The following is a 17339-nucleotide window of genomic DNA, read 5'->3' on the forward strand; positions in this document are numbered from 1 at the left end:
AGGCCGATATTGTAAGGCGGAATGGAAGAAGCCTTCAGCGAGAGCGCCGATGCCCCAGCTCGTCTACGTCCTCAACGGTCCGAATCTGAACCTTCTGGGAAAGCGCCAGCCGGAGATCTACGGAAGCGAGACGCTCGCCGACGTGGAACGGGACTGCGCCGCGCTCGGAGACGAGCTCGGCCTGTCCGTCCGCTTCCTGCAGTCGAATCACGAGGGCGAGATCGTCACCTGGATTCAGGAGGCGAGGGAGGCGGCGGCGGCGATCGTCATCAACCCGGCCGCCTACACGCACACCTCGGTCGCCATCCTTGACGCGCTCCACGCCTTCGAGGGGCCGGTCTTCGAGGTCCACATCTCCAACGTCCACAAGCGGGAGAGCTTCCGCCACCGGTCCTACGTCTCGCTTCGCGCGGACGGGGTGATCGCCGGTTGCGGAACGGAGGGCTACCGGCTGGCGCTCAGGCGCGTGGCGACGCTTATGTCGGTCGCTCGCGACTGAACCGGGCGAGCGCCCGGCTCACTGTCTCGGGTCGGGGGAGGGCGCTTAGCCCTTGCCCTTGCCGATCGGGGCCTGGAAGGACAGGCCGAGATCCCAGGGGAAGTAGATCCAGGTGTCCTGGCTGACTTCCGTGATGAAGGTGTCGACCAGCGGCCGGCCCTTGGGCTTGGCATAGACGGTCGCGAAATGCGCCTTCGGCAGCATGGCGCGGACGAGGGCGGCGGTCTTGCCCGTGTCGGTCAGATCGTCGACGATGAGGATGCCTTCGCCGTCCTCCTCGCGCAGCGCCGGGGTGATCTCCTTCAGGACCTGCAGCTCACCCTGCCTGTCGTAATCGTGATAGGAGGCGATGCAGACCGTCTCGATCTGCCGGATGCCGATCTCGCGGGCGATGATGGCGGCCGGAACCAGACCGCCGCGCGTGATGCAGACGATCGCCTTCCACTCGCGCCCCTGGTCGTTCAGCCGCCAGGCCAGGGCCTTGGCGTCGCGGTGGAACTGCTCCCAGGAGACGGGGAAGGACTTCTCTGCGGTGGACATCGGCGGGCTCGTTCTGGAAAGGCTTGAAGGTTGCGATAGCTTCTGGCGAGGGTAGCGGCAAGAGGTGCGGGGGGGCGGTGGACGGCCGATGACGAAGCGAAGCTGGCGAAGGCGCCTCGCGCTCGGCCTCACCGTCACGCTCGCCGCCTATGCGGCCGCGGCCTACCTCCTCCTTCCCGCCTTCTGGCGCACGGACGACGACCGGCACCCCGTCGCCTTCGGCGAGATGGTGACGCGAACCGGCGACGGCCGGCCGGGCGATCCCCTCAACATCGGCATCGAGGCCGCCCCGGCGGGCCTGATGAACGCCTTCGGCCGGGCCGACTGGCGGCCGGCGGACCCGATCACCTTCGAGACCAGCGTCGGGATCGTCGGCAGCGTCGTCTTCGACCGGCCCGATCCGGACGCGCCGGTCTCGCCGCTCTATTACGAGGGGCGCCGCGAGGATCTGGCCTTCGAGAAGCCGGTCGGTTCGAGCGCGGACCAGCGACAGCACGTCCGGCTCTGGCGCCTGGATCGGGAGGGCGAGCCCTTCTGGATCGGCGCCGTCACCTTCGACGCCGGCGTCTCTCTCAGCCATTACACCGGCGCCGTCACCCATCGGATCGCGCCCGACATCGATGCGGCGCGCGACGCGCTGGTCGAGGATCTCGACGCGACGGGTCTCGTGACGCGCACCTACGAGATCGAAGGCATCGGCGCGACGCAGGACGGCCGCAACGGGGAGGGCGACCTCTACCGGACCGACGGCATGGCGACAGTCGTGGTTCTCGGGGAGAACTGATGGCGCTACAGCATCGGCCCGAAAATCGGAATCGATCTTCGGAAAGCCTGATGCGTAGAATCAAGCAGATAGAGCGACCTTTGTGCCTCCGTTCGGACGCACGGCGCTCTGGGCGCCGAGCCCTTCTCCCCTCGGGGAGAAGGTGCCGGCAGGCGGATGAGGGCTCCACGGGGTGCCGGCTCGCAGATGTGCTTCGCAGGGGTGACGTGCGCTGACATGCCTTCTCTTTCGGCACGCGGCGCCTAAGACTGTGGAATGAAGCGCCGCATCCTCCTCGCCATTCTCGTCGTCCTTCTGGTGGCCGGTGCGCTCGCCTGGGTCTTTGGCCCGCGCCTGACCGTCGACCCCTCGGTTTCCTTCGACCCCGCCACCATCGGCGGAGACCCGCAGGCCTATGTCGAGGCGCAGGAGGCGGCCATCGACGGGCTGACGGAGGAGACGGCGAAGGAGATCGTCTGGGCTTACCCGGCCTCGCGCGCCCGCACGCCGCTCTCCATCGTCTATGTGCACGGCTATTCGGGCGACAAGCGCGAGCTGCGTCCCGTGCCCGACGAGGTGGCCGAGCGCCTGGGTGCCAACCTCTTTCTGACGCGCCTGTCCGGTCACGGCCTGGACTTCGCCGCGCTGGCGGAGCCCTCGGCCAACGACTGGCTGAACGATTTCGTCGAAGCCCTGGCGATCGGTCGCCGGCTCGGCGAGCGTGTGATCGTCATCTCTACCTCCACCGGCGGCACCCTGTCGGCCTGGGCGGCCTCGGAAGGGCTGACCGACGACGTCGCGGGCTTCGTGATGGTCTCCCCGAACTTCCGCCTGCAGGACTGGCGCGCGCGCCTCGTCAGCCTGCCCTTCGCCGAGCGCGTCCTGCCGCTCTTCGTCGGCGACGGGGTGGAGCTGACGCTCGCCGAGCCGGACGCGAACGGCAACGAGACCGCCGTTTTCCCCTCGCGCGCGCTGCTGCCGATGGCCGCGCTGGTCGAGGCGGTGCGCGGCATCGACGTTTCGGCGATCCGCACGCCCGCGCTCTTCGTCTATTCGCCGCGCGACGAGGTGGTCGATCCGACCGCGACGGAAGAGGTGATCCGCGAGTGGGGCGGCCCGAGCGAAGTGCTCCTCGTCGAGAACGCCGAGGATCGCCTCCAGCACATGCTGGCGGGGGACTTCTTCTCGCCGTCCACGACCGAGCCGGTCGTCGACGCGATCGTGCGCTGGGTCGAGGATCTGCCGGACGCGCCCTGACAGGCGTGTCCGAACGCGCTTAGAGTCTGGTGACGCTGGAGCGCTGGATCAGCTCGACCGGAAGCACCTCGCCGTCGGCCGACGCATCGCCCTCTTCGATCAGGTCGAGGACGATTCGGGCGGCCCGCTCGCCGATCACCCGGCGCGGCTGGCGGATCGTCGTGAGTGCGGGCGTCAGATGGGCGCTGACCTCGATGTCGTCGAAGCCGACGACCGAGACGTCCTTCGGCACCTCGACGCCCGAATGCTGCAGTCCCCCGATGAAGCCGCAGGCCATCTCGTCGGAGGCGCAGAAGACCGCCGTCGGCCGCTCGTCAAGCGCCAGCCAGCGCTCGGCCGCCGCCGCGCCGGAGGCAAGGCCGAAATCCCCGGCGAAGACGTGATCGTCGCGCAGTTCGAGACCCGCCTCGGCCAGGGCGCGGCGCACGCCCGAAAGGCGGCTTTGGGTCAATACGTTCGCCGCCGGCCCCGTGACATGGCCGATCACGCGGTGCCCGTGTTCGAGCAGATGGCGGACGGCCAGGACCGCGCCGCCCTCATTGTCCACCCGCACGCTCGGAAGGCGCCGGCCGGACCATTCGCAGGCGAGAACCAGCGGCGTGCGCACGCCGTCCAACGGCATGCTCTCCGGCAACCGGCCGTCGAAGATCACGGCGCCGTCCGCCATGCCGCCGACGAGATAGTCGTTCAGGCGCGTGGCCGGGTCCGGGCCGATCTGCGTGTCGCCGACGAGCAGGCCGGAGCCCGATTCCGCCAGCACGTCGGAAAGGCCGGACAGGATCTCGGAGAAGAAGGGATTGGCCAGATTGGGGACGAGCGCGAGGACGCTGCCGCTGCGTCGGCGCCGCAGATTGCGCGCCGTCCGGTTGATCCGGAAGTCGGTGCGGCGGACGGCGTCCATCACGGCGGCGCGCGTCGGCTCGGCCACCCGCTCGGGATGGGACAGCGTCCGGCTCACCGTCGCGGTCGAGACCCCGGCCTCTCGCGCGATATCCTGAATGGTCGCTGGTTTCGTCACCCGTCTCTTCCTCGCGGCGGCGCGCGACCATGCCGACTGGCAGGGGGCTTGTAAACGGAAGAGTGCACGGATAACGTCCGCCTGCAAACGATTACATCGGATGCATCCGGTCAGGAGGCCGGCGGGAGGATTTGATGCGGACGATCAAGGGTCCGGCCCTGTTCCTGGCGCAGTTCGCCGGCGACGCGGCGCCGTTCGATTCATGGGCTTCCATCACGCGCTGGGCCGCCGATTGCGGCTATGCCGGCGTTCAGGTGCCGAGCGGCGATCCGCGCCTGATCGACCTCGATCTCGCTTCGACGTCCAAGGACTATTGCGACGCGTTCGTGGGGCAGGCGGCCGAGAACGGCGTCGTCGTCACCGAACTCTCCACTCATGTCCAGGGCCAGCTCATGGCCGTCCACCCGGCCTACGACACGCTGATGGACGGTTTCGCCGCGCCTCACGTTCGTGGAGACCCGAAGGCCCGGCAGGAATGGGCCGCCGACCAGTTGCGCAAGAGCCTTCTCGCCTCGCGCAACCTCGGTCTCGGCGCGATGGCGACCTTTTCGGGCTCTCTCGCCTGGCCCTATCTCTACCCTTGGCCGCAGCGCCCCGCCGGTCTCGTCGAAGCCGCGTTCGACGAATTGGCCCGCCGCTGGCACCCGATCCTCGATCTCGCCGAAGAGTGCGGCGTCGATCTCTGCTACGAGATTCATCCGGGCGAGGATCTGCACGACGGGGTGACGTTCGAGATGTTCCTGGAGCGGGTCGGCGGGCACGAGCGCTGCAACATGCTCTACGATCCGTCGCACTACGTGCTGCAGGCGCTCGACTATCTCGACAATATCGACATCTATGCGGACCGCATCCGCATGTTCCACGTCAAGGACGCCGAGTTCCGGCCGACCGGGCGCCAGGGGGTCTACGGCGGCTACCAGTCCTGGGTGAACCGGGCAGGGCGCTTCCGCTCGCCCGGCGACGGGCAGGTCGATTTCGGCGCCGTCTTCTCCAAGCTCACCGCCAACGATTTCGACGGCTGGGCCGTCGTCGAATGGGAATGCGCTCTGAAACATCCCGAGGACGGCGCGCGCGAAGGCGCCCAATTCGTGAAGGACCACATCATCCGCGTCACCGAACGGGCTTTCGACGATTTCGCCGCCGCCGGCACCGACGCCGCGGCCAACCGCAAGCTTCTGGGGCTGTCCGCATGAGCCGCTTCTCGACCCGCACCGGACCCATTCGACTTGGCATGGTCGGCGGCGGGGCCGACGCCTTCATCGGCGCGGTCCATCGGATCGCCGCGCGCATGGACGGACATTTCGAGCTCGTCGCGGGCGCTTTGTCCTCCACGCCGGAACGGGCGCGCGCCAGCGGCGAGGCACTCGGGCTCGATCCCGCGCGCAGCTACGGCTCCTTCGAGGAGATGGCGGCCGCCGAGGCCGAGCGCGAGGACGGCATCGAGGCGGTGTCGATCGTCACGCCCAACCATCTGCATGCCAGCGCCGCTGCGGCCTTCCTCAGGCGCGGCATCCACGTTCTCTGCGACAAGCCGCTGACGGCGACGCTCGAACAGGCCGACGAACTGGCCTCGATCGCGGGAGAGAGCGACGCCCTGTTCGTGCTGACGCACAATTACACCGGCTATCCGATGGTGCGCGAAGCGCGCGCCATGGTCGCGAGCGGAGCGCTCGGGGCCTTGCGGCTCGTCAATGTCGAATATCTGCAGGACTGGCTGACCGAGGCGGTGGAGGCGACGGGAGCCAAGGGCGCCGAATGGCGCACCGATCCCGAGCGTTCGGGCGCGGGCGGCGCGACGGGCGACATCGGAACCCATGCGCACAACCTCGCCTGCTTCGTTTCCGGGCTCGCCGTGGAGAAGCTCGCGGCCGATCTCGACAGCTTCGTTCCGGGCCGCCGGCTCGACGACAACGCCCATGTCATGCTGCGCTATGCGGATGGCGTGAAGGGCACGCTCGCCTGCTCCCAGGTCGCGCCCGGCAACGAGAACCGTCTGGTGCTGCGCGTCTACGGCGAGCGCGGCGGGCTGGAATGGAGCCAGGAGGACCCGAACCGCCTGTGGCACACCGTTCACGGCGAGCCGAAACGCCTCCTGACGCGCAACGGCGCCGGAACGGGCAAGGCGTCCGCCGGCGCATCGCGCATCCCGGCCGGGCACCCCGAGGGCTATCTCGAAGCCTTCGCCAACATCTATGCCGACGCGGCCGAGGCGATCCGGTCGCATCGCTCCGGTGGACGCGAAGCCGCCGAGACGCTGCCGGGCATCGCCGCCGGACTGGCGGGAATGCGCTTCGTGGACGCCTGCGTGCGCTCCTCGAAGGCCGACGCCGCCTGGGTGACGCTGTGACGACACCGGTCCTCGCGCTCCGGACGGTCTCGCGCCGCTTCGGCCCGGTGCAGGTGCTGACCGATGTCGATTTCGATCTGCGTGCAGGCGAGGTCCATGCGCTGATCGGCGAGAACGGCGCTGGCAAGTCCACGACCATGAAGATCCTCGGCGGTTATCTGGCGCCCTCCGAAGGTCAGGTCCTGCTCGACGGGAACCCGGTCGAATTTGCTTCGTCCGATGCGGCAGAAAACGCCGGTATCATCCTGATCCATCAGGAGTTCAATCTCGCGTCTCAGCTGACAGTGGAGGAGAACGTCTTCCTCGGTCGCGAGCTGAAGCGCGGACCCTTCCTGGCGCGCCGGGCGATGGAGGATCAGGCGAAGGCGCTGCTCGCCCGTCTCGACTGCCATGTGGACCCGCGCGCCCGCATTTCCGACATCTCGGTGCCGAACCGGCAGATGGTGGAGATCGCCAAGGCGCTCGGCCGCAACGCGCGCGTCCTCATCATGGACGAGCCGACGGCCGTCCTGACCGCGCGCGAGACCGACACGCTGCTGGCCCTCATCGAGCGGCTGCGTGCCGAGGGCACGGCCATCCTCTACACCTCGCACAAGCTCAACGAGGTCGCGCGCATCGCCGACCGCATCACCGTGCTTCGCGACGGCCGCAAGGTCCACGAGGCGTTGCGGGGCATTTCCGAGAACGAAATGGCCGAGGCGATGGTCGGCCGCGAATTGTCCGACCTCTTCCCGCCGAAGACGGCCGCGAGCCCGGAAACGGTCCTGAAGGTCCGCAATCTCGTCGTGGAGGGCCTGTCCGGCTCCGCGAGCTTCGAACTGCGCCGAGGCGAGGTGCTGGGCTTTGCCGGCCTCGTCGGCTCGGGCCGCACCGAGCTCATGGAAGGCGTCGTCGGACTGCGTCCGGCGACGGGCGAAGTCCGCGTGTCGGGCCGTCCCCTCGCGCTCGGCTCCGTCCTCGCGGCGCGCGAGGCCGGGCTCGTCTATCTCACCGAGGATCGCAAGGAGAAGGGCCTGCTTCTCGGCAAGAACCTTCGCGAGAACCTCACCCTTCTGTCCCTCGACCGCTTCACCGCGCACGGGCTGATCGACATGAAGGCGGAAGAGGAGGCGCTGACGAAGGCCGTCTCCGAGTTCGACATCCGCGCCGGGGACCGCTCGATGAACGCCGGCAACCTGTCGGGCGGCAACCAGCAGAAGCTGCTTCTCGCCAAGACCATGCAGGCCGGGCCCGACATCGTCATCATCGACGAGCCGACGCGCGGCATCGACATCGGCACCAAGCAGCAGATCTACGAATTCATCCGACGCCTCGCCGAGAGCGGCAAGAGCGTCATCGTCGTCTCTTCCGAGCTCCCCGAGGTGATCGGGCTGGCCAGCCGCGTCGTCGTGATGGCGGCGGGCCGGATCGCGGGCGAGGTCGAGGGCGCGGACGTCAACGAGAACGCCATCGTGAAACTCGCGATGGGATTGGGCCCGAGGGAGGCCATCGCGTCATGAGCGAGGCAGCGCTGCCCGCCCGAACCAAGCCGCGCCGCGGCGGAGTCAACCTGCATGTGCTGGGACCGATCCTGGCGCTGCTTCTGCTGATCGCCCTGGGCGCCTGGCTCAACCCGAACTTCCTGTCCTACGGCAACGTCACCAACGTGCTCGCCCGCTCCGCCTTCATCGGCATCATCGCGGTCGGCATGACCTTCGTCATCACGGCGGGCGGCATCGACCTCTCGGTCGGCTCGATGGCGGCCTTCGTCGCGGGAACGATGATCCTGGCGATGAACGCGCTCGTGCCGGTTCTCGGAGTCGGCCTGCCGCTGGTGCTGGCCGGCATGGGCGTGGCAATGCTCACGGGCTTCGCCGCGGGCCTCATCAACGGGGTGCTGATCGCGAAGGTGCGGATCGAGGCCTTCATCGTCACGCTCGGCTCGATGGGCATCTACCGCTCGCTCGTCACCTGGCTGGCGGACGGCGGCACGCTCTCGCTCGACTCGGCATCGCGCACGCTGCTCCGGCCGATCTATTACGACGGTCTCTTCGGCGTCACCTGGCCGATCATCGTCTTCGCGCTCGTCGCGATCCTGGGCGAGGTGCTGATGCGCCGCACGGCCTTCGGCCGGCACTGCGCGGCGCTCGGCGCCAACGAGCAGGTCGCCCGCTACTCGGCCGTCAACGTCGACCGCGTCCGTATGGCGACCTTCGTCCTGCTCGGCGTGCTCGTGGGCATCGCCGTCATCATGTACGTGCCGCGCCTCGGCTCGGCCTCGGGCGGCACCGGCGTCCTGTGGGAGCTGGAGGCGATCGCCGCCGTCATCATCGGCGGCACGGTGCTGAAGGGCGGCTTCGGCCGGGTCTGGGGCACCGTCGTCGGCGTCCTGATCCTGAGCCTCATCGGCAACATCCTGAACCTCGCCTCGATCGTCAGTCCGTATCTGAACGGCGCGATCCAGGGCGTCATCGTCATCCTCGCTGTGGTGCTGCAGCGGGACTCCAAATCCGCCTCGTCGCGGTAGAATCCAAGGGAGGAAATGAAATGACCCGCAAGACATTCCGGACCGCCATCGCCGCATCTACGATGCTGGCGGGCACCCTCGCAGGCCTGCCCGCCATGGCGCAGGAGGACGCCGAGAGCTACACGATCGGCGTCGCCATCCCGTCGGCCACCCACGGCTTCATGGGCGGCCTGAACTGGCACGCGCAGGACACGATCTCGCGCCTCGGCGAGACCTATCCGAACATCGAGTTCGTCCTCTCCACGGCGGGCGACGCCTCGACCATGGTCAACGACATCGAGGACATGGTCGCCACGCGCGGCATCGACGCCCTCGTCGTCCTGCCCTTCGAGAGCGAGCCCCTGACCGCGCCGGTCCAGTCGGTCGCCGACCAGGACATCTGGGTGACGGTCGTCGATCGCGGTCTCTCGGAAGACGGGATCGAGGATCTCTACGTCGCGGGCGACAACACCGGCTTCGGCCGCGTCGCGGGCGAGTATTTCGCCGAGAACCTGGAGGAGGGCGACAAGATCGTCGTCCTGCGCGGCATTCCGACCACGCTCGACAACGAGCGCGTCGAGGCCTTCCAGGCCGCCATCGAGGGCTCGGGCATTGAGGTGCTCGACATGCAGCACGGCAACTGGAACCGCGACGACGCCTTCAACGTGATGCAGGACTATCTGTCCCGCTTCCCCGAGATCGACGCCGTCTGGGCGGCCGATGACGACATGTCGATCGGCGCGCTGGAGGCCATCGCGCAGGCGGGCCGCCAGGACGAGATGTGGGTCGTCGGCGGCGCTGGCATGAAGGAGATCATCCAGCGCATGATGGACGGCGACCCGCAGCTGCCGGTCAACGTCACCTATCCGCCGGCCCAGATCTCGACCGCGATCGAGCTGACCGCCCTGGCGCTGACCTCGAACGCGCCGGTCACCGGCCGCTTCATCATCGGCTCGCAGCGCATCACGCCCGAGAACGCCGAGAACTTCTACTTCCCCGACAGCCCTTTTTGAGGCTGGCGGACGGCCGGGCGGCGCGCGCCGCCCGGTTCATCCTCCGACGCGAACGGCTCGAGGACCGGTCCAGGTCTTCGAGCCGTTTTCGTTTCGCGAAAGCACGATGCAGCGGCGCCGCTTATAAGGCGACGTGTTCCGCCCGGTACGTCTTCGGCAGTCCGACGCGGGCGATCGAGCCGGTGAAGCGCTCGCCCGGAAGCCAGCCTTCCACCGTCTCGCGAAGGCGCAGAAGCGCGTCGAGATCGACCCCGGTCGAGAAGCCAAGTTCTTCGAGGAGGTAGACGCAGTCCTCTAGATTGACGTTGCCCGTCGCGCCGGGCGCGAAGGGGCAGCCGCCGAGCCCGGCGAGCGAGGCGTCGAAGCGGCGCACGCCGGCCCGCGCGGCGGCGGTGACGTTGGCGAGGCCGAGGCCGCGCGTGTCGTGGAAATGCGCGGCGACGGGCAGGGCGCCCAGCCGTTCCACGATCCGCCCGAGAAGCCGTTCCACCTTCGCGGGATGCGCATAGCCGATCGTGTCGGCGACCATGATCTCGTCCGCCCCGCTCGCCGCGAGACGGTCGACGACCTCGTGGACGCGGGCTTCCGGCACCTCGCCCTGCAGCGTGCAGCCGAAGGCGGTGGCGACGCCCGGCGAAAGCTCCACCGTTTCGGCCAGCCCGCGCGCGGCGCGCTCCGCGACGATCCGGTCGAACTCCTCCAGCGCCTCGTCCGTGGTCCGGCGGGCGTTGGCCTGGCTGTGCGCCTCGCTGGCGGAGACGACGTAGTTCACCTTGCCGAAGCCGGCCTCGAAGGCGCGGATCGCGCCTTTCAGATTGACAACCAGCGCCGACATCTGCGCGGACCGGCTGGCCGCGACGCCTTCGGCCACCGCGTCCGCATCCGCGAACTGAGGCACGATCTTCGCGGGCACGAAGGAGGTCGCCTCGATCTCGGGGATTCCGGCCGAGGCCGCGCGCTCGCACCACTCGATCTTCGCTTCGGCCGGCAGAATGGTCTTCACCATCTGCAGGCCGTCGCGCGGTCCGACCTCTCGCAGGCGCACGGGTCCCGTCATCGCATCTCCTCCGCCAGGGCGCGTCTCAGCGTTTCCAGATAGGGGTTCGCCTTCCGCACCTCGGCATAGCGCGCGGGGTCGAGATCGGCGACGAGATGGGCCGGGCTCGTCTCGTCGGCACTCGCCAGCTTCGTGCCGTTCGGATCGGCGACGACCGAGAGGCCCTGATATTCGAAGCGCTCGTCCCGGCCGCAATGGTCGGCATAGGCGACGAAGATGCCGTTCTCGAAAGCGCGCGCCGGGATGATCGTGGAGGCGATGAAATCGGCGCCCGCAAGCTTCGGCAGGGCGGTGGGCACGAGGACGAGATCGGCCCCGGCCAGCGCGAGTTCGCGCACGCGCTCGGGAAACTCCGCGTCGAAGCAGACGAGCATGCCCATCGTCAGCCCGCCCCATTCGACGAGGGCGGAGCGCTCCTGTCCGGGCGCGAAGATCGCCTTCTCGTAGTCGCCGTAGAGGTGACGCTTGAGATAGGGGCTCGGCGGGTGGCCGGGGCGGAACAGGACGGCCGCGTTGCCGACGGTGCCGTCCGGCAGGCGCAGCGACAGTCCGAGGCAGACCGCGATGCCATGCGCATCCGCCAGGCGCTGGCCGGCGGCATCGGGCAGGTCGGACAGGGACGCGGCCTTCGCCAGCCGGTCGGCGGCGCGGCCGTAGCCCTCGCAGGCGAGTTCGGGGAAGAGGACGAGCGCGCTGCCGGCCGCAGAGGCCTCCGCGACGCCCGTCTCGATGGCGCGTTCGCGTTCCGCTCCGTCGAGCGCGGCGTCGAGCTGGACGACCGAAAGCCTCATCGCTCGCCACCCCATGCGCCGAGCAGCTTCGGCAGGTCGCCGAGCTTCGCGACGATCGAGAACAGCACGGCCGCGACGAGAACGAACAGGATCGAGACGCTCGCCATGGTCGGCGTGTAGCCGTAGCGCAGCGAGTTGAAGATCTTGATCGGGATCGTCTCCAGCGTGAAGCCGACGGTCATGTAGGCGACGATGTACTCGTTCAGCGACAGGACGAAGGCGAAGGCGAAACCCGAGATCATGTAGGGCAGGATCGTCGGCAGCACGATCGTGCGCAGCACCGTGGCCTCGTTCGCGCCCATGGTGCGCGCCGCCTCCACCATTTCGCGCTCCACCGTGGAGAAGCCGAGCGAGAGCGTCACCAGCGGCAGCGAGGTGAAGAAGACCGCATGGCTGATCACGACGGTGAAGTGCTGGCCGTAGAAGCCGGCCGTCGCCCAGAAGGAGAGGGCGCCGAGCGCCGTGATCACGGGCGGCAGCACGAAGGGGGAGACGCCGAGAAGCTGCACCAGCCGGCCGAAGGCCGTGACGCGCTTCCACAGCGCGTAGGCGATGGGCAGGGCGATGGCGAGCGACAGGAGCGAGGCGAGCGCCGCGACGCTGACCGATGCGATCAGCGCCGAGCGCCAGCCGTCGTCGGTGAAGATCTGCGCGTACCAGTCGAGCGAGAAGCCCTGCGGCGGGAAGGTCAGCGCCCTCTGTTCGTTGATCGAGACCCCGGCGATGACGACGAGCGGCCCGGCCAGGAACAGGGCGACCAGAACGAAGAGCACGCGGTCGAAGAGGCTCGTCTTCATGACGGCACCCTGTTTCGGCCGAGCGCGACGGTCAGGAGCACCAGAAGCACGCTCGTGATGACGAGGAACACCGCCATCGCGGCGGCGAAGGGCATGTTGGACTGGTAGATCGCCTGATCGGTGATCAGGACCGACAGCGTCCAGTGCTGCGGGCGGCCGAGAAGCTGCGGCAGCAGGTAGGCGCCGAGGGCGAAGACGAAGACGACGATGAAGGTCGCGGTGATCGCCGGGCGAAGTGCCGGCAGGACGACCGTCGCGAAGGCCCTCCAGGGCGGCGCGCCGAGCGTGCGGCTCGCCTCGGCAAGCGAAGGGTCGAGCCGCGAGAAGGCCGGGTAGAGCACGAGAATGGCGTAGGGCAGGGCCTGGTAGACCATGCCGAGCAGCACTGCGAGAAAGCTCGGCGTATAGGCCTCGGACGTCTCGGCCAGACCGAGCGCGACGAAGAGATTGCCGATCCCGGCCGTTCGCGAGAGCAGCGTCGACCACGCGAAGCCGATGATGACCTCGGACAGGGACAGGACGCAGAGGAGCGCGATGAGCCAGGGCACCTGAGCGCGGCGCGGCAGCCGCGTCAGCGCCCGCGTGAACGGCACGCCGATGGCGACGCAGATGGCCGAGACCAGCGCGGACAGTCCGAGGGAGAAGAGCAGAACGCGGCCGAAGAAGAGGCTCCAGAAGCGCGCGTAGTTCTCGGTCGTGAAGGAGGGCTCGTAGAACGCGCCCTGCACCCGCTCGAAGAAGGAGACGGCGATCATCGTGCCGAAGGGCACGACGAAGAAGGCGCCGAGCATCAGAGCCGGAAAGAGGATCGGCCACTGGCTCGGGACGAAGGAGCGCGCGTGGGCATGGCTTGCGACGGTGGCGCGTCCGCTGGCCGCGCTCACGCCGCGCGATCCGGGGCCAGTGCCACGAGCGCCCGCTCGTCCACGGCGAGCGAGACGGTGTCGCCCACCGCAGGCCGCGTACCCGCCGGGGCGAGGGCGACGAGCCGCGTCTCGCCCGCGTCGAGATGGATCTCGACGCTCGAGCCGATGTCGCGGACGAAGGCGACGACGGCCGCGATCGGCGCCGCGCCGACCGGGCGGATCGCGATGTCCTCTGGCCGCACGGAGGCGGTCCCGCCCTCCTGCGCCAGCTGCGGCATCGCGGTCGCCAGGATCGAGCCGGCGCCGAGCGGCAGGAGGTTGGTCTGGCCGATGAAGTCGGCGACGAAGGCGTTGGCCGGGCGCCGGTAGACCTCGACCGGCGGTGCCGCCTGCTGAATGCGGCCCTCGCGCATCACGACGATCCGGTCGGCCATGGTCATGGCCTCGCGCTGGTCGTGCGTCACGACGATGGTGGTGATGCCGAGGCGCTGCTGGAGCTGGCGCAGCTCGACCTGCATCGCCTCGCGCAGCTTGGCGTCGAGCGCCGACAGCGGCTCGTCGAGAAGGAAGAGCTTCGGCGAGACCGCCAGCGCGCGGGCGATGGCCACCCGCTGGCGCTGGCCGCCGGAGAGCTGGTTGGTGGCGCGTTCGGCAACGCCGGGAAGGCGCACGAGCTCCAAGAGCTCTTCGGCCCGCCGCATCCGCGTCGCCTTGTCCACGCCGCGGATCGCCAGCGGATAGGCGATGTTGTCGCCGACCGACAGGTGCGGGAAGAGCGCCAGCGACTGGAAGACCATGCCGATGTCGCGCTTGTGGACCGGCCGGTCCGTGATGTCCTCGTCGCCGAAGAGGATGCGGCCCTCGGAGGGCTGGTCGAGCCCGGCGATCATGCGCAGAAGCGTCGTCTTGCCGCAGCCGGACGGGCCGAGCAGGCAGACGAAGCTGCCCGGCTCGACCGTCAGGTCCACGTGATCGACGGCCGCCAGATCGCCGAAGCGCTTGACGATCGAGTTGAGGGTCAGGCCGCTCATGAAGTCCCTTCGGCTGTAGGCACGCTTCGCGTGGGCGATCAGCCCGCGATCAGCTCGGTCCAGCGCTGGTTCAGCCAGTCGGCCCTCTCGACATACATGTCGTAGCGGGGAACGACCGGGTCGATCTCGGAGGCGACGGCGTCGAACTCCTCGTCGCTCAGATCGGTCATCGAGCGCTCGATGGTCGGCGCCGTGCCGATCCGGCGCGACATCAGCGACTGGATTTCCGGCTGCGAGGCGAAGTTGATGAACTCGTGCGCCTCGTCCGACTTCGTCGAGGCGCGCGAGATCGCCCAGCAGCCCGAATCCGAGATGCCGCCCTCCTGCGGGAAGGTGGAGCGGACCGGGAAGCCGTCGGCCGCCGCAAGTCCCGTCACGTCGTGATAATACTGGCCCATGGGGATTTCGCCCGAGCGCAGCGCCTGCTCGAACTGCGCCTCGTCGCGGTACCAGAGCTGCACGTTCGGGCGAACCTCCGCGAGCTTCTCCATGACCTGGAGGATGCCTTCCTCGGTGTCGAGAATCTCGGTGCCGCCGAAATGGGTCTTGGCCGTCACTTCCAGAAGGAAGGAGTTCGAGACGAGGGCGAGCAGGCCGAGGCGGTTGGCGTTGGCCGGGTCCCAGAGCGCGTTCCAGGAGGTCGGGGCCTCCGGATAGACGTCGGTGTTGGTGACGAGCGTGATGTACCACGCGACCGCGCCGACGCCCGCGATGCGCTCGTCAGGGTAGCGGACGACGAAGGGCGGCAGGATGGCGTCGAAGCCCTGGATGCGGCTCTGGTCGATCGGCGCCCAGAGTTCGGTCGCCACGCCCTTGCGCATCGCCACCTGGCTCATCATCGAGACGTCGGCCGGGGCGACGTTCGCCCGCGCCGCCTGTTCGAGCTGCACGAGCCACGCTTCGCCGGTGGGCTCGGCGATCAACTCGACGTTGATGCCCGTCGCCTCGGTGAAGCGCGGGAAGATGTGCTCGTCGAAGGATTCCTTGAAGTAGCCGCCATAGACGCCGACGGAGAGCGTGCGGTCCTGAGCGCGCAGGATCGACGGCATGAAGAGGGTCGCGGCGCCGGCGGCCGAGCCGGCGAGAACCTGACGGCGGTTCAGGTGGAAGCGGGACATGTCGCAATCTCCAGGGTCGGACGCCTCATTATAGGGCGTTCTCGTCTCATGCGTCATTCGACGTCAGCGTCAGAGTGTCAACCGTTCGCGTCCGAGCGCAAGACGGTCCGCGAACCGCCTTATGCCGTCTTCCGCGACATTGGCGAAGGCGACGCGGACATGCCCGTCCTGGCCCGGCCCGAAGAAGGCGCCGGGAAGCACGAGAAGGCCGAGCCGTTCGGCCATGGCGCGTGCGACCTCCACCGACGAGGATTGCGGGAAGGGATGCGCGACGTAGGCGAAATAGGCGCCGAGGCTGTCGATGCGCCATTCGGGAAGGGCGGCCAGCGCCTCCCGGAACGCGTCCGCGCGCTGCGTCATCTCCGCCGCGCGCTCCCGCCGCCAGGGACGGCTCTCCTCCATTGAGGCGAGGAGCGCGGCCTGGCTCGGACGCGGCGGGCAGATCTGCACGCAGTCGAGGATCTTCACGCAGGCGTCGAGGATCGCCGGGCCGGCGGCGATCGCCCCCAGGCGGTGGCCGGGGATCGCGTGGGATTTGGAGAAGGAGTAGAGCGAGATCAGATGGTCCCGCCAGCCCGGCCGGGCGAAGAGATCGTGCGCGGGAGCGGAGGCTTCGGGCCGGAAGTCGCGATAGGTCTCGTCGAGGATGAGGTGGAGCCCGCGTGAGACCGCGAGTTCGAAGAAGGCCGCGATGGTCTCGGGCGGATAGATCGCGCCGGTCGGATTGTTCGGCGTGACGAGGACGATCGCCCGCGTCCGTTCGTCGAGAAGCCGCTCGGCCTCCATGACGTCCGGCACGAAACCGGCTCCGGCGTGAGCCGGCAGCCCTCTCGCCTCGACCCCCAGCATGCGACACGTCATCTCATGGTTGAAGTACCAGGGCTGCGGCAAAAGGACCGAGCTTCCGGGCTCGGCCACCGCCATGATCGCGGCGAGGAAGGCCTGGTTGCAGCCGGCGGTGATCGCGACGTCGGCCCCGCCGAGATCGGCGCCGTAGGCCGCGCTCGTCTCCTCGGCATAGGCCGCGCGCAGGGCGGGATCGCCGAGGATGTCGCCATAGGTTGCGGTCGCCGGAAGCGCGGCGGCCTCCAGGAAGCGCGTCTGGAAGCTCGGGGAGGGCGCGTGGCCGGGGACGGCCTGGCTGAGATCGACCGCGGGGCCGAGGGTCCCGTCATAGCGGGTCAGCCAGCGCTTGGCGGCGGCGATCGGCGGCACCTGAACGGCGGCGAGCAGCGGGTTGAGCCGGGCGCCTGAGGGAAGGTGCGTTTGTCCTGCCGTCGAGTATGCCATCGTGATCCGTCGCTGCGTGGGGTGCCCTTCGGGCGGTCGGGCCGATCGTCCGGGCCGATGCTGTAGACCCCTCGGGGCGTTCGCGAAAGGGACGCGCGCCCGGCCGAGAGGCGGCGACGGTTCCAGCTTGGGGAATGTGTAGCCGTCGCCGGATTCGACGGGGCGCATCCAGACGCCTTCTCCTGCATTATCCTTTCCAAGAATCCGGCGCGTCGAAAGGACGGCGCCGCTGCGGGGTGGAGCGTGGCAGTGGACAAGGCCGAGATGGTGCGTGAGCGAGCCTACCTTCTATGGGAGGCAGGTGGACGGCCTTGCGGCCGGGAACACGAGTTCTGGGCGAAGGCCGCCCAGGAGATCGAGGACGAACAGGGTCCCCCACCGGAGACGGGCAAGGGCGAGAACAGATTCGTCGCCCGCTGAGGCGCTTAAGACCCCCCGAACTCAGACGGGCGGTCTCTTTGTTCCCC

General features: G+C 68.8%; 18 protein-coding genes. 9 read left to right on the forward strand and 9 right to left on the reverse strand.

What is annotated here, in order from left to right:
- The first annotated feature begins 49 nt into the window (after positions 1 to 49).
- A complete protein-coding gene (gene aroQ / locus AC6R2M_RS07495) occupies positions 50 to 499 on the forward strand; it encodes a type II 3-dehydroquinate dehydratase (RefSeq protein WP_500487003.1) in 450 nt (149 codons plus the stop codon).
- 45 nt (positions 500 to 544) lie between these two features.
- On the opposite strand, the gene gpt is transcribed toward aroQ, so the two are convergent.
- Positions 545 to 1039 carry a xanthine phosphoribosyltransferase gene (gene gpt, locus AC6R2M_RS07500; protein ID WP_500487004.1) on the reverse strand — a complete coding sequence of 165 codons (495 nt, stop codon included), beginning with the start codon at positions 1037 to 1039 and terminating at the stop codon, positions 545 to 547.
- An 88-nt stretch (positions 1040 to 1127) separates the two neighbouring features.
- Between gpt and AC6R2M_RS07505 the strand changes: the two genes are divergently transcribed.
- Both AC6R2M_RS07505 and AC6R2M_RS07510 read left to right on the forward strand, forming a co-directional pair.
- Positions 1128 to 1823, forward strand: coding sequence for an LssY C-terminal domain-containing protein (locus tag AC6R2M_RS07505; RefSeq protein WP_500487006.1), 696 nt, complete (start codon positions 1128 to 1130; stop codon positions 1821 to 1823).
- Between the two features lie 255 nt (positions 1824 to 2078).
- Positions 2079 to 3059 (forward strand): alpha/beta hydrolase, encoded by a 981-nt coding sequence (locus AC6R2M_RS07510; RefSeq protein ID WP_500487009.1) that lies wholly within the window; start codon positions 2079 to 2081, stop codon positions 3057 to 3059.
- Positions 3060 to 3078: 19 nt separating this feature from the next.
- Here AC6R2M_RS07510 and AC6R2M_RS07515 read toward each other — a convergent pair whose 3' ends face one another.
- Positions 3079 to 4077 carry a LacI family DNA-binding transcriptional regulator gene (locus AC6R2M_RS07515; protein WP_500487011.1) on the reverse strand — a complete coding sequence of 333 codons (999 nt, stop codon included), beginning with the start codon at positions 4075 to 4077 and terminating at the stop codon, positions 3079 to 3081.
- Between the two features lie 134 nt (positions 4078 to 4211).
- On the opposite strand from AC6R2M_RS07515, the gene AC6R2M_RS07520 reads away from it, so the two are divergent.
- The 5 genes from AC6R2M_RS07520 to AC6R2M_RS07540 are packed head-to-tail and all read left to right on the forward strand — an operon-like array spanning position 4212 to position 9922.
- Positions 4212 to 5270, forward strand: coding sequence for a sugar phosphate isomerase/epimerase family protein (locus AC6R2M_RS07520; protein WP_500487013.1), 1059 nt, complete (start codon positions 4212 to 4214; stop codon positions 5268 to 5270).
- The gene (locus tag AC6R2M_RS07525; RefSeq protein WP_500487015.1) at positions 5267 to 6424 is read left to right on the forward strand and encodes a Gfo/Idh/MocA family protein; all 1158 of its coding nucleotides are present in this window, start codon (positions 5267 to 5269) and stop codon (positions 6422 to 6424) included. The genes AC6R2M_RS07520 and AC6R2M_RS07525 overlap by 4 nt, the downstream gene beginning before the upstream one ends.
- The gene (locus tag AC6R2M_RS07530) at positions 6421 to 7923 is read left to right on the forward strand and encodes a sugar ABC transporter ATP-binding protein (protein ID WP_500487017.1); all 1503 of its coding nucleotides are present in this window, start codon (positions 6421 to 6423) and stop codon (positions 7921 to 7923) included. Before AC6R2M_RS07525 ends, AC6R2M_RS07530 begins: the two co-directional genes overlap by 4 nt.
- A complete protein-coding gene (locus AC6R2M_RS07535) occupies positions 7920 to 8930 on the forward strand; it encodes an ABC transporter permease (protein ID WP_500487019.1) in 1011 nt (336 codons plus the stop codon). The genes AC6R2M_RS07530 and AC6R2M_RS07535 overlap by 4 nt, the downstream gene beginning before the upstream one ends.
- 20 nt (positions 8931 to 8950) lie before the next feature.
- Complete coding sequence (locus AC6R2M_RS07540; RefSeq protein WP_500487021.1) at positions 8951 to 9922, forward strand: ABC transporter substrate-binding protein; 972 nt, start codon at positions 8951 to 8953, stop codon at positions 9920 to 9922.
- 121 nt (positions 9923 to 10043) lie between these two features.
- On the opposite strand, the gene AC6R2M_RS07545 is transcribed toward AC6R2M_RS07540, so the two are convergent.
- From AC6R2M_RS07545 to AC6R2M_RS07575, 7 genes are all read right to left on the reverse strand, one after another.
- Positions 10044 to 10979: a hydroxymethylglutaryl-CoA lyase gene (locus tag AC6R2M_RS07545; protein WP_500487023.1), complete on the reverse strand. Its 936-nt coding sequence runs from the start codon at positions 10977 to 10979 to the stop codon at positions 10044 to 10046.
- Positions 10976 to 11770: a nitrilase-related carbon-nitrogen hydrolase gene (locus tag AC6R2M_RS07550; protein WP_500487025.1), complete on the reverse strand. Its 795-nt coding sequence runs from the start codon at positions 11768 to 11770 to the stop codon at positions 10976 to 10978. Before AC6R2M_RS07550 ends, AC6R2M_RS07545 begins: the two co-directional genes overlap by 4 nt.
- Entirely contained in the window at positions 11767 to 12567 is an 801-nt protein-coding gene (locus tag AC6R2M_RS07555) for an ABC transporter permease (protein WP_500487027.1), read from the reverse strand. The genes AC6R2M_RS07550 and AC6R2M_RS07555 overlap by 4 nt, the downstream gene beginning before the upstream one ends.
- The gene (locus AC6R2M_RS07560; protein ID WP_500487532.1) at positions 12564 to 13358 is read right to left on the reverse strand and encodes an ABC transporter permease; all 795 of its coding nucleotides are present in this window, start codon (positions 13356 to 13358) and stop codon (positions 12564 to 12566) included. The genes AC6R2M_RS07555 and AC6R2M_RS07560 overlap by 4 nt, the downstream gene beginning before the upstream one ends.
- Positions 13359 to 13447: 89 nt before the next feature.
- A complete protein-coding gene (locus AC6R2M_RS07565; protein WP_500487029.1) occupies positions 13448 to 14464 on the reverse strand; it encodes an ABC transporter ATP-binding protein in 1017 nt (338 codons plus the stop codon).
- Between the two features lie 38 nt (positions 14465 to 14502).
- On the reverse strand, positions 14503 to 15582 hold the full coding sequence (locus AC6R2M_RS07570) for an ABC transporter substrate-binding protein (RefSeq protein ID WP_500487031.1): 1080 nt from the start codon (positions 15580 to 15582) through the stop codon (positions 14503 to 14505).
- 69 nt (positions 15583 to 15651) lie between these two features.
- Entirely contained in the window at positions 15652 to 16872 is a 1221-nt protein-coding gene (locus AC6R2M_RS07575) for an aminotransferase (RefSeq protein WP_500487033.1), read from the reverse strand.
- 264 nt (positions 16873 to 17136) lie between these two features.
- Here AC6R2M_RS07575 and AC6R2M_RS07580 point away from each other — a divergent pair, with 264 nt between their 5' ends.
- On the forward strand, positions 17137 to 17292 hold the full coding sequence (locus AC6R2M_RS07580; protein ID WP_500487533.1) for a DUF2934 domain-containing protein: 156 nt from the start codon (positions 17137 to 17139) through the stop codon (positions 17290 to 17292).
- Positions 17293 to 17339 lie beyond the last annotated feature (47 nt).

This window comes from Aureimonas sp. CAS (assembly GCF_059838215.1).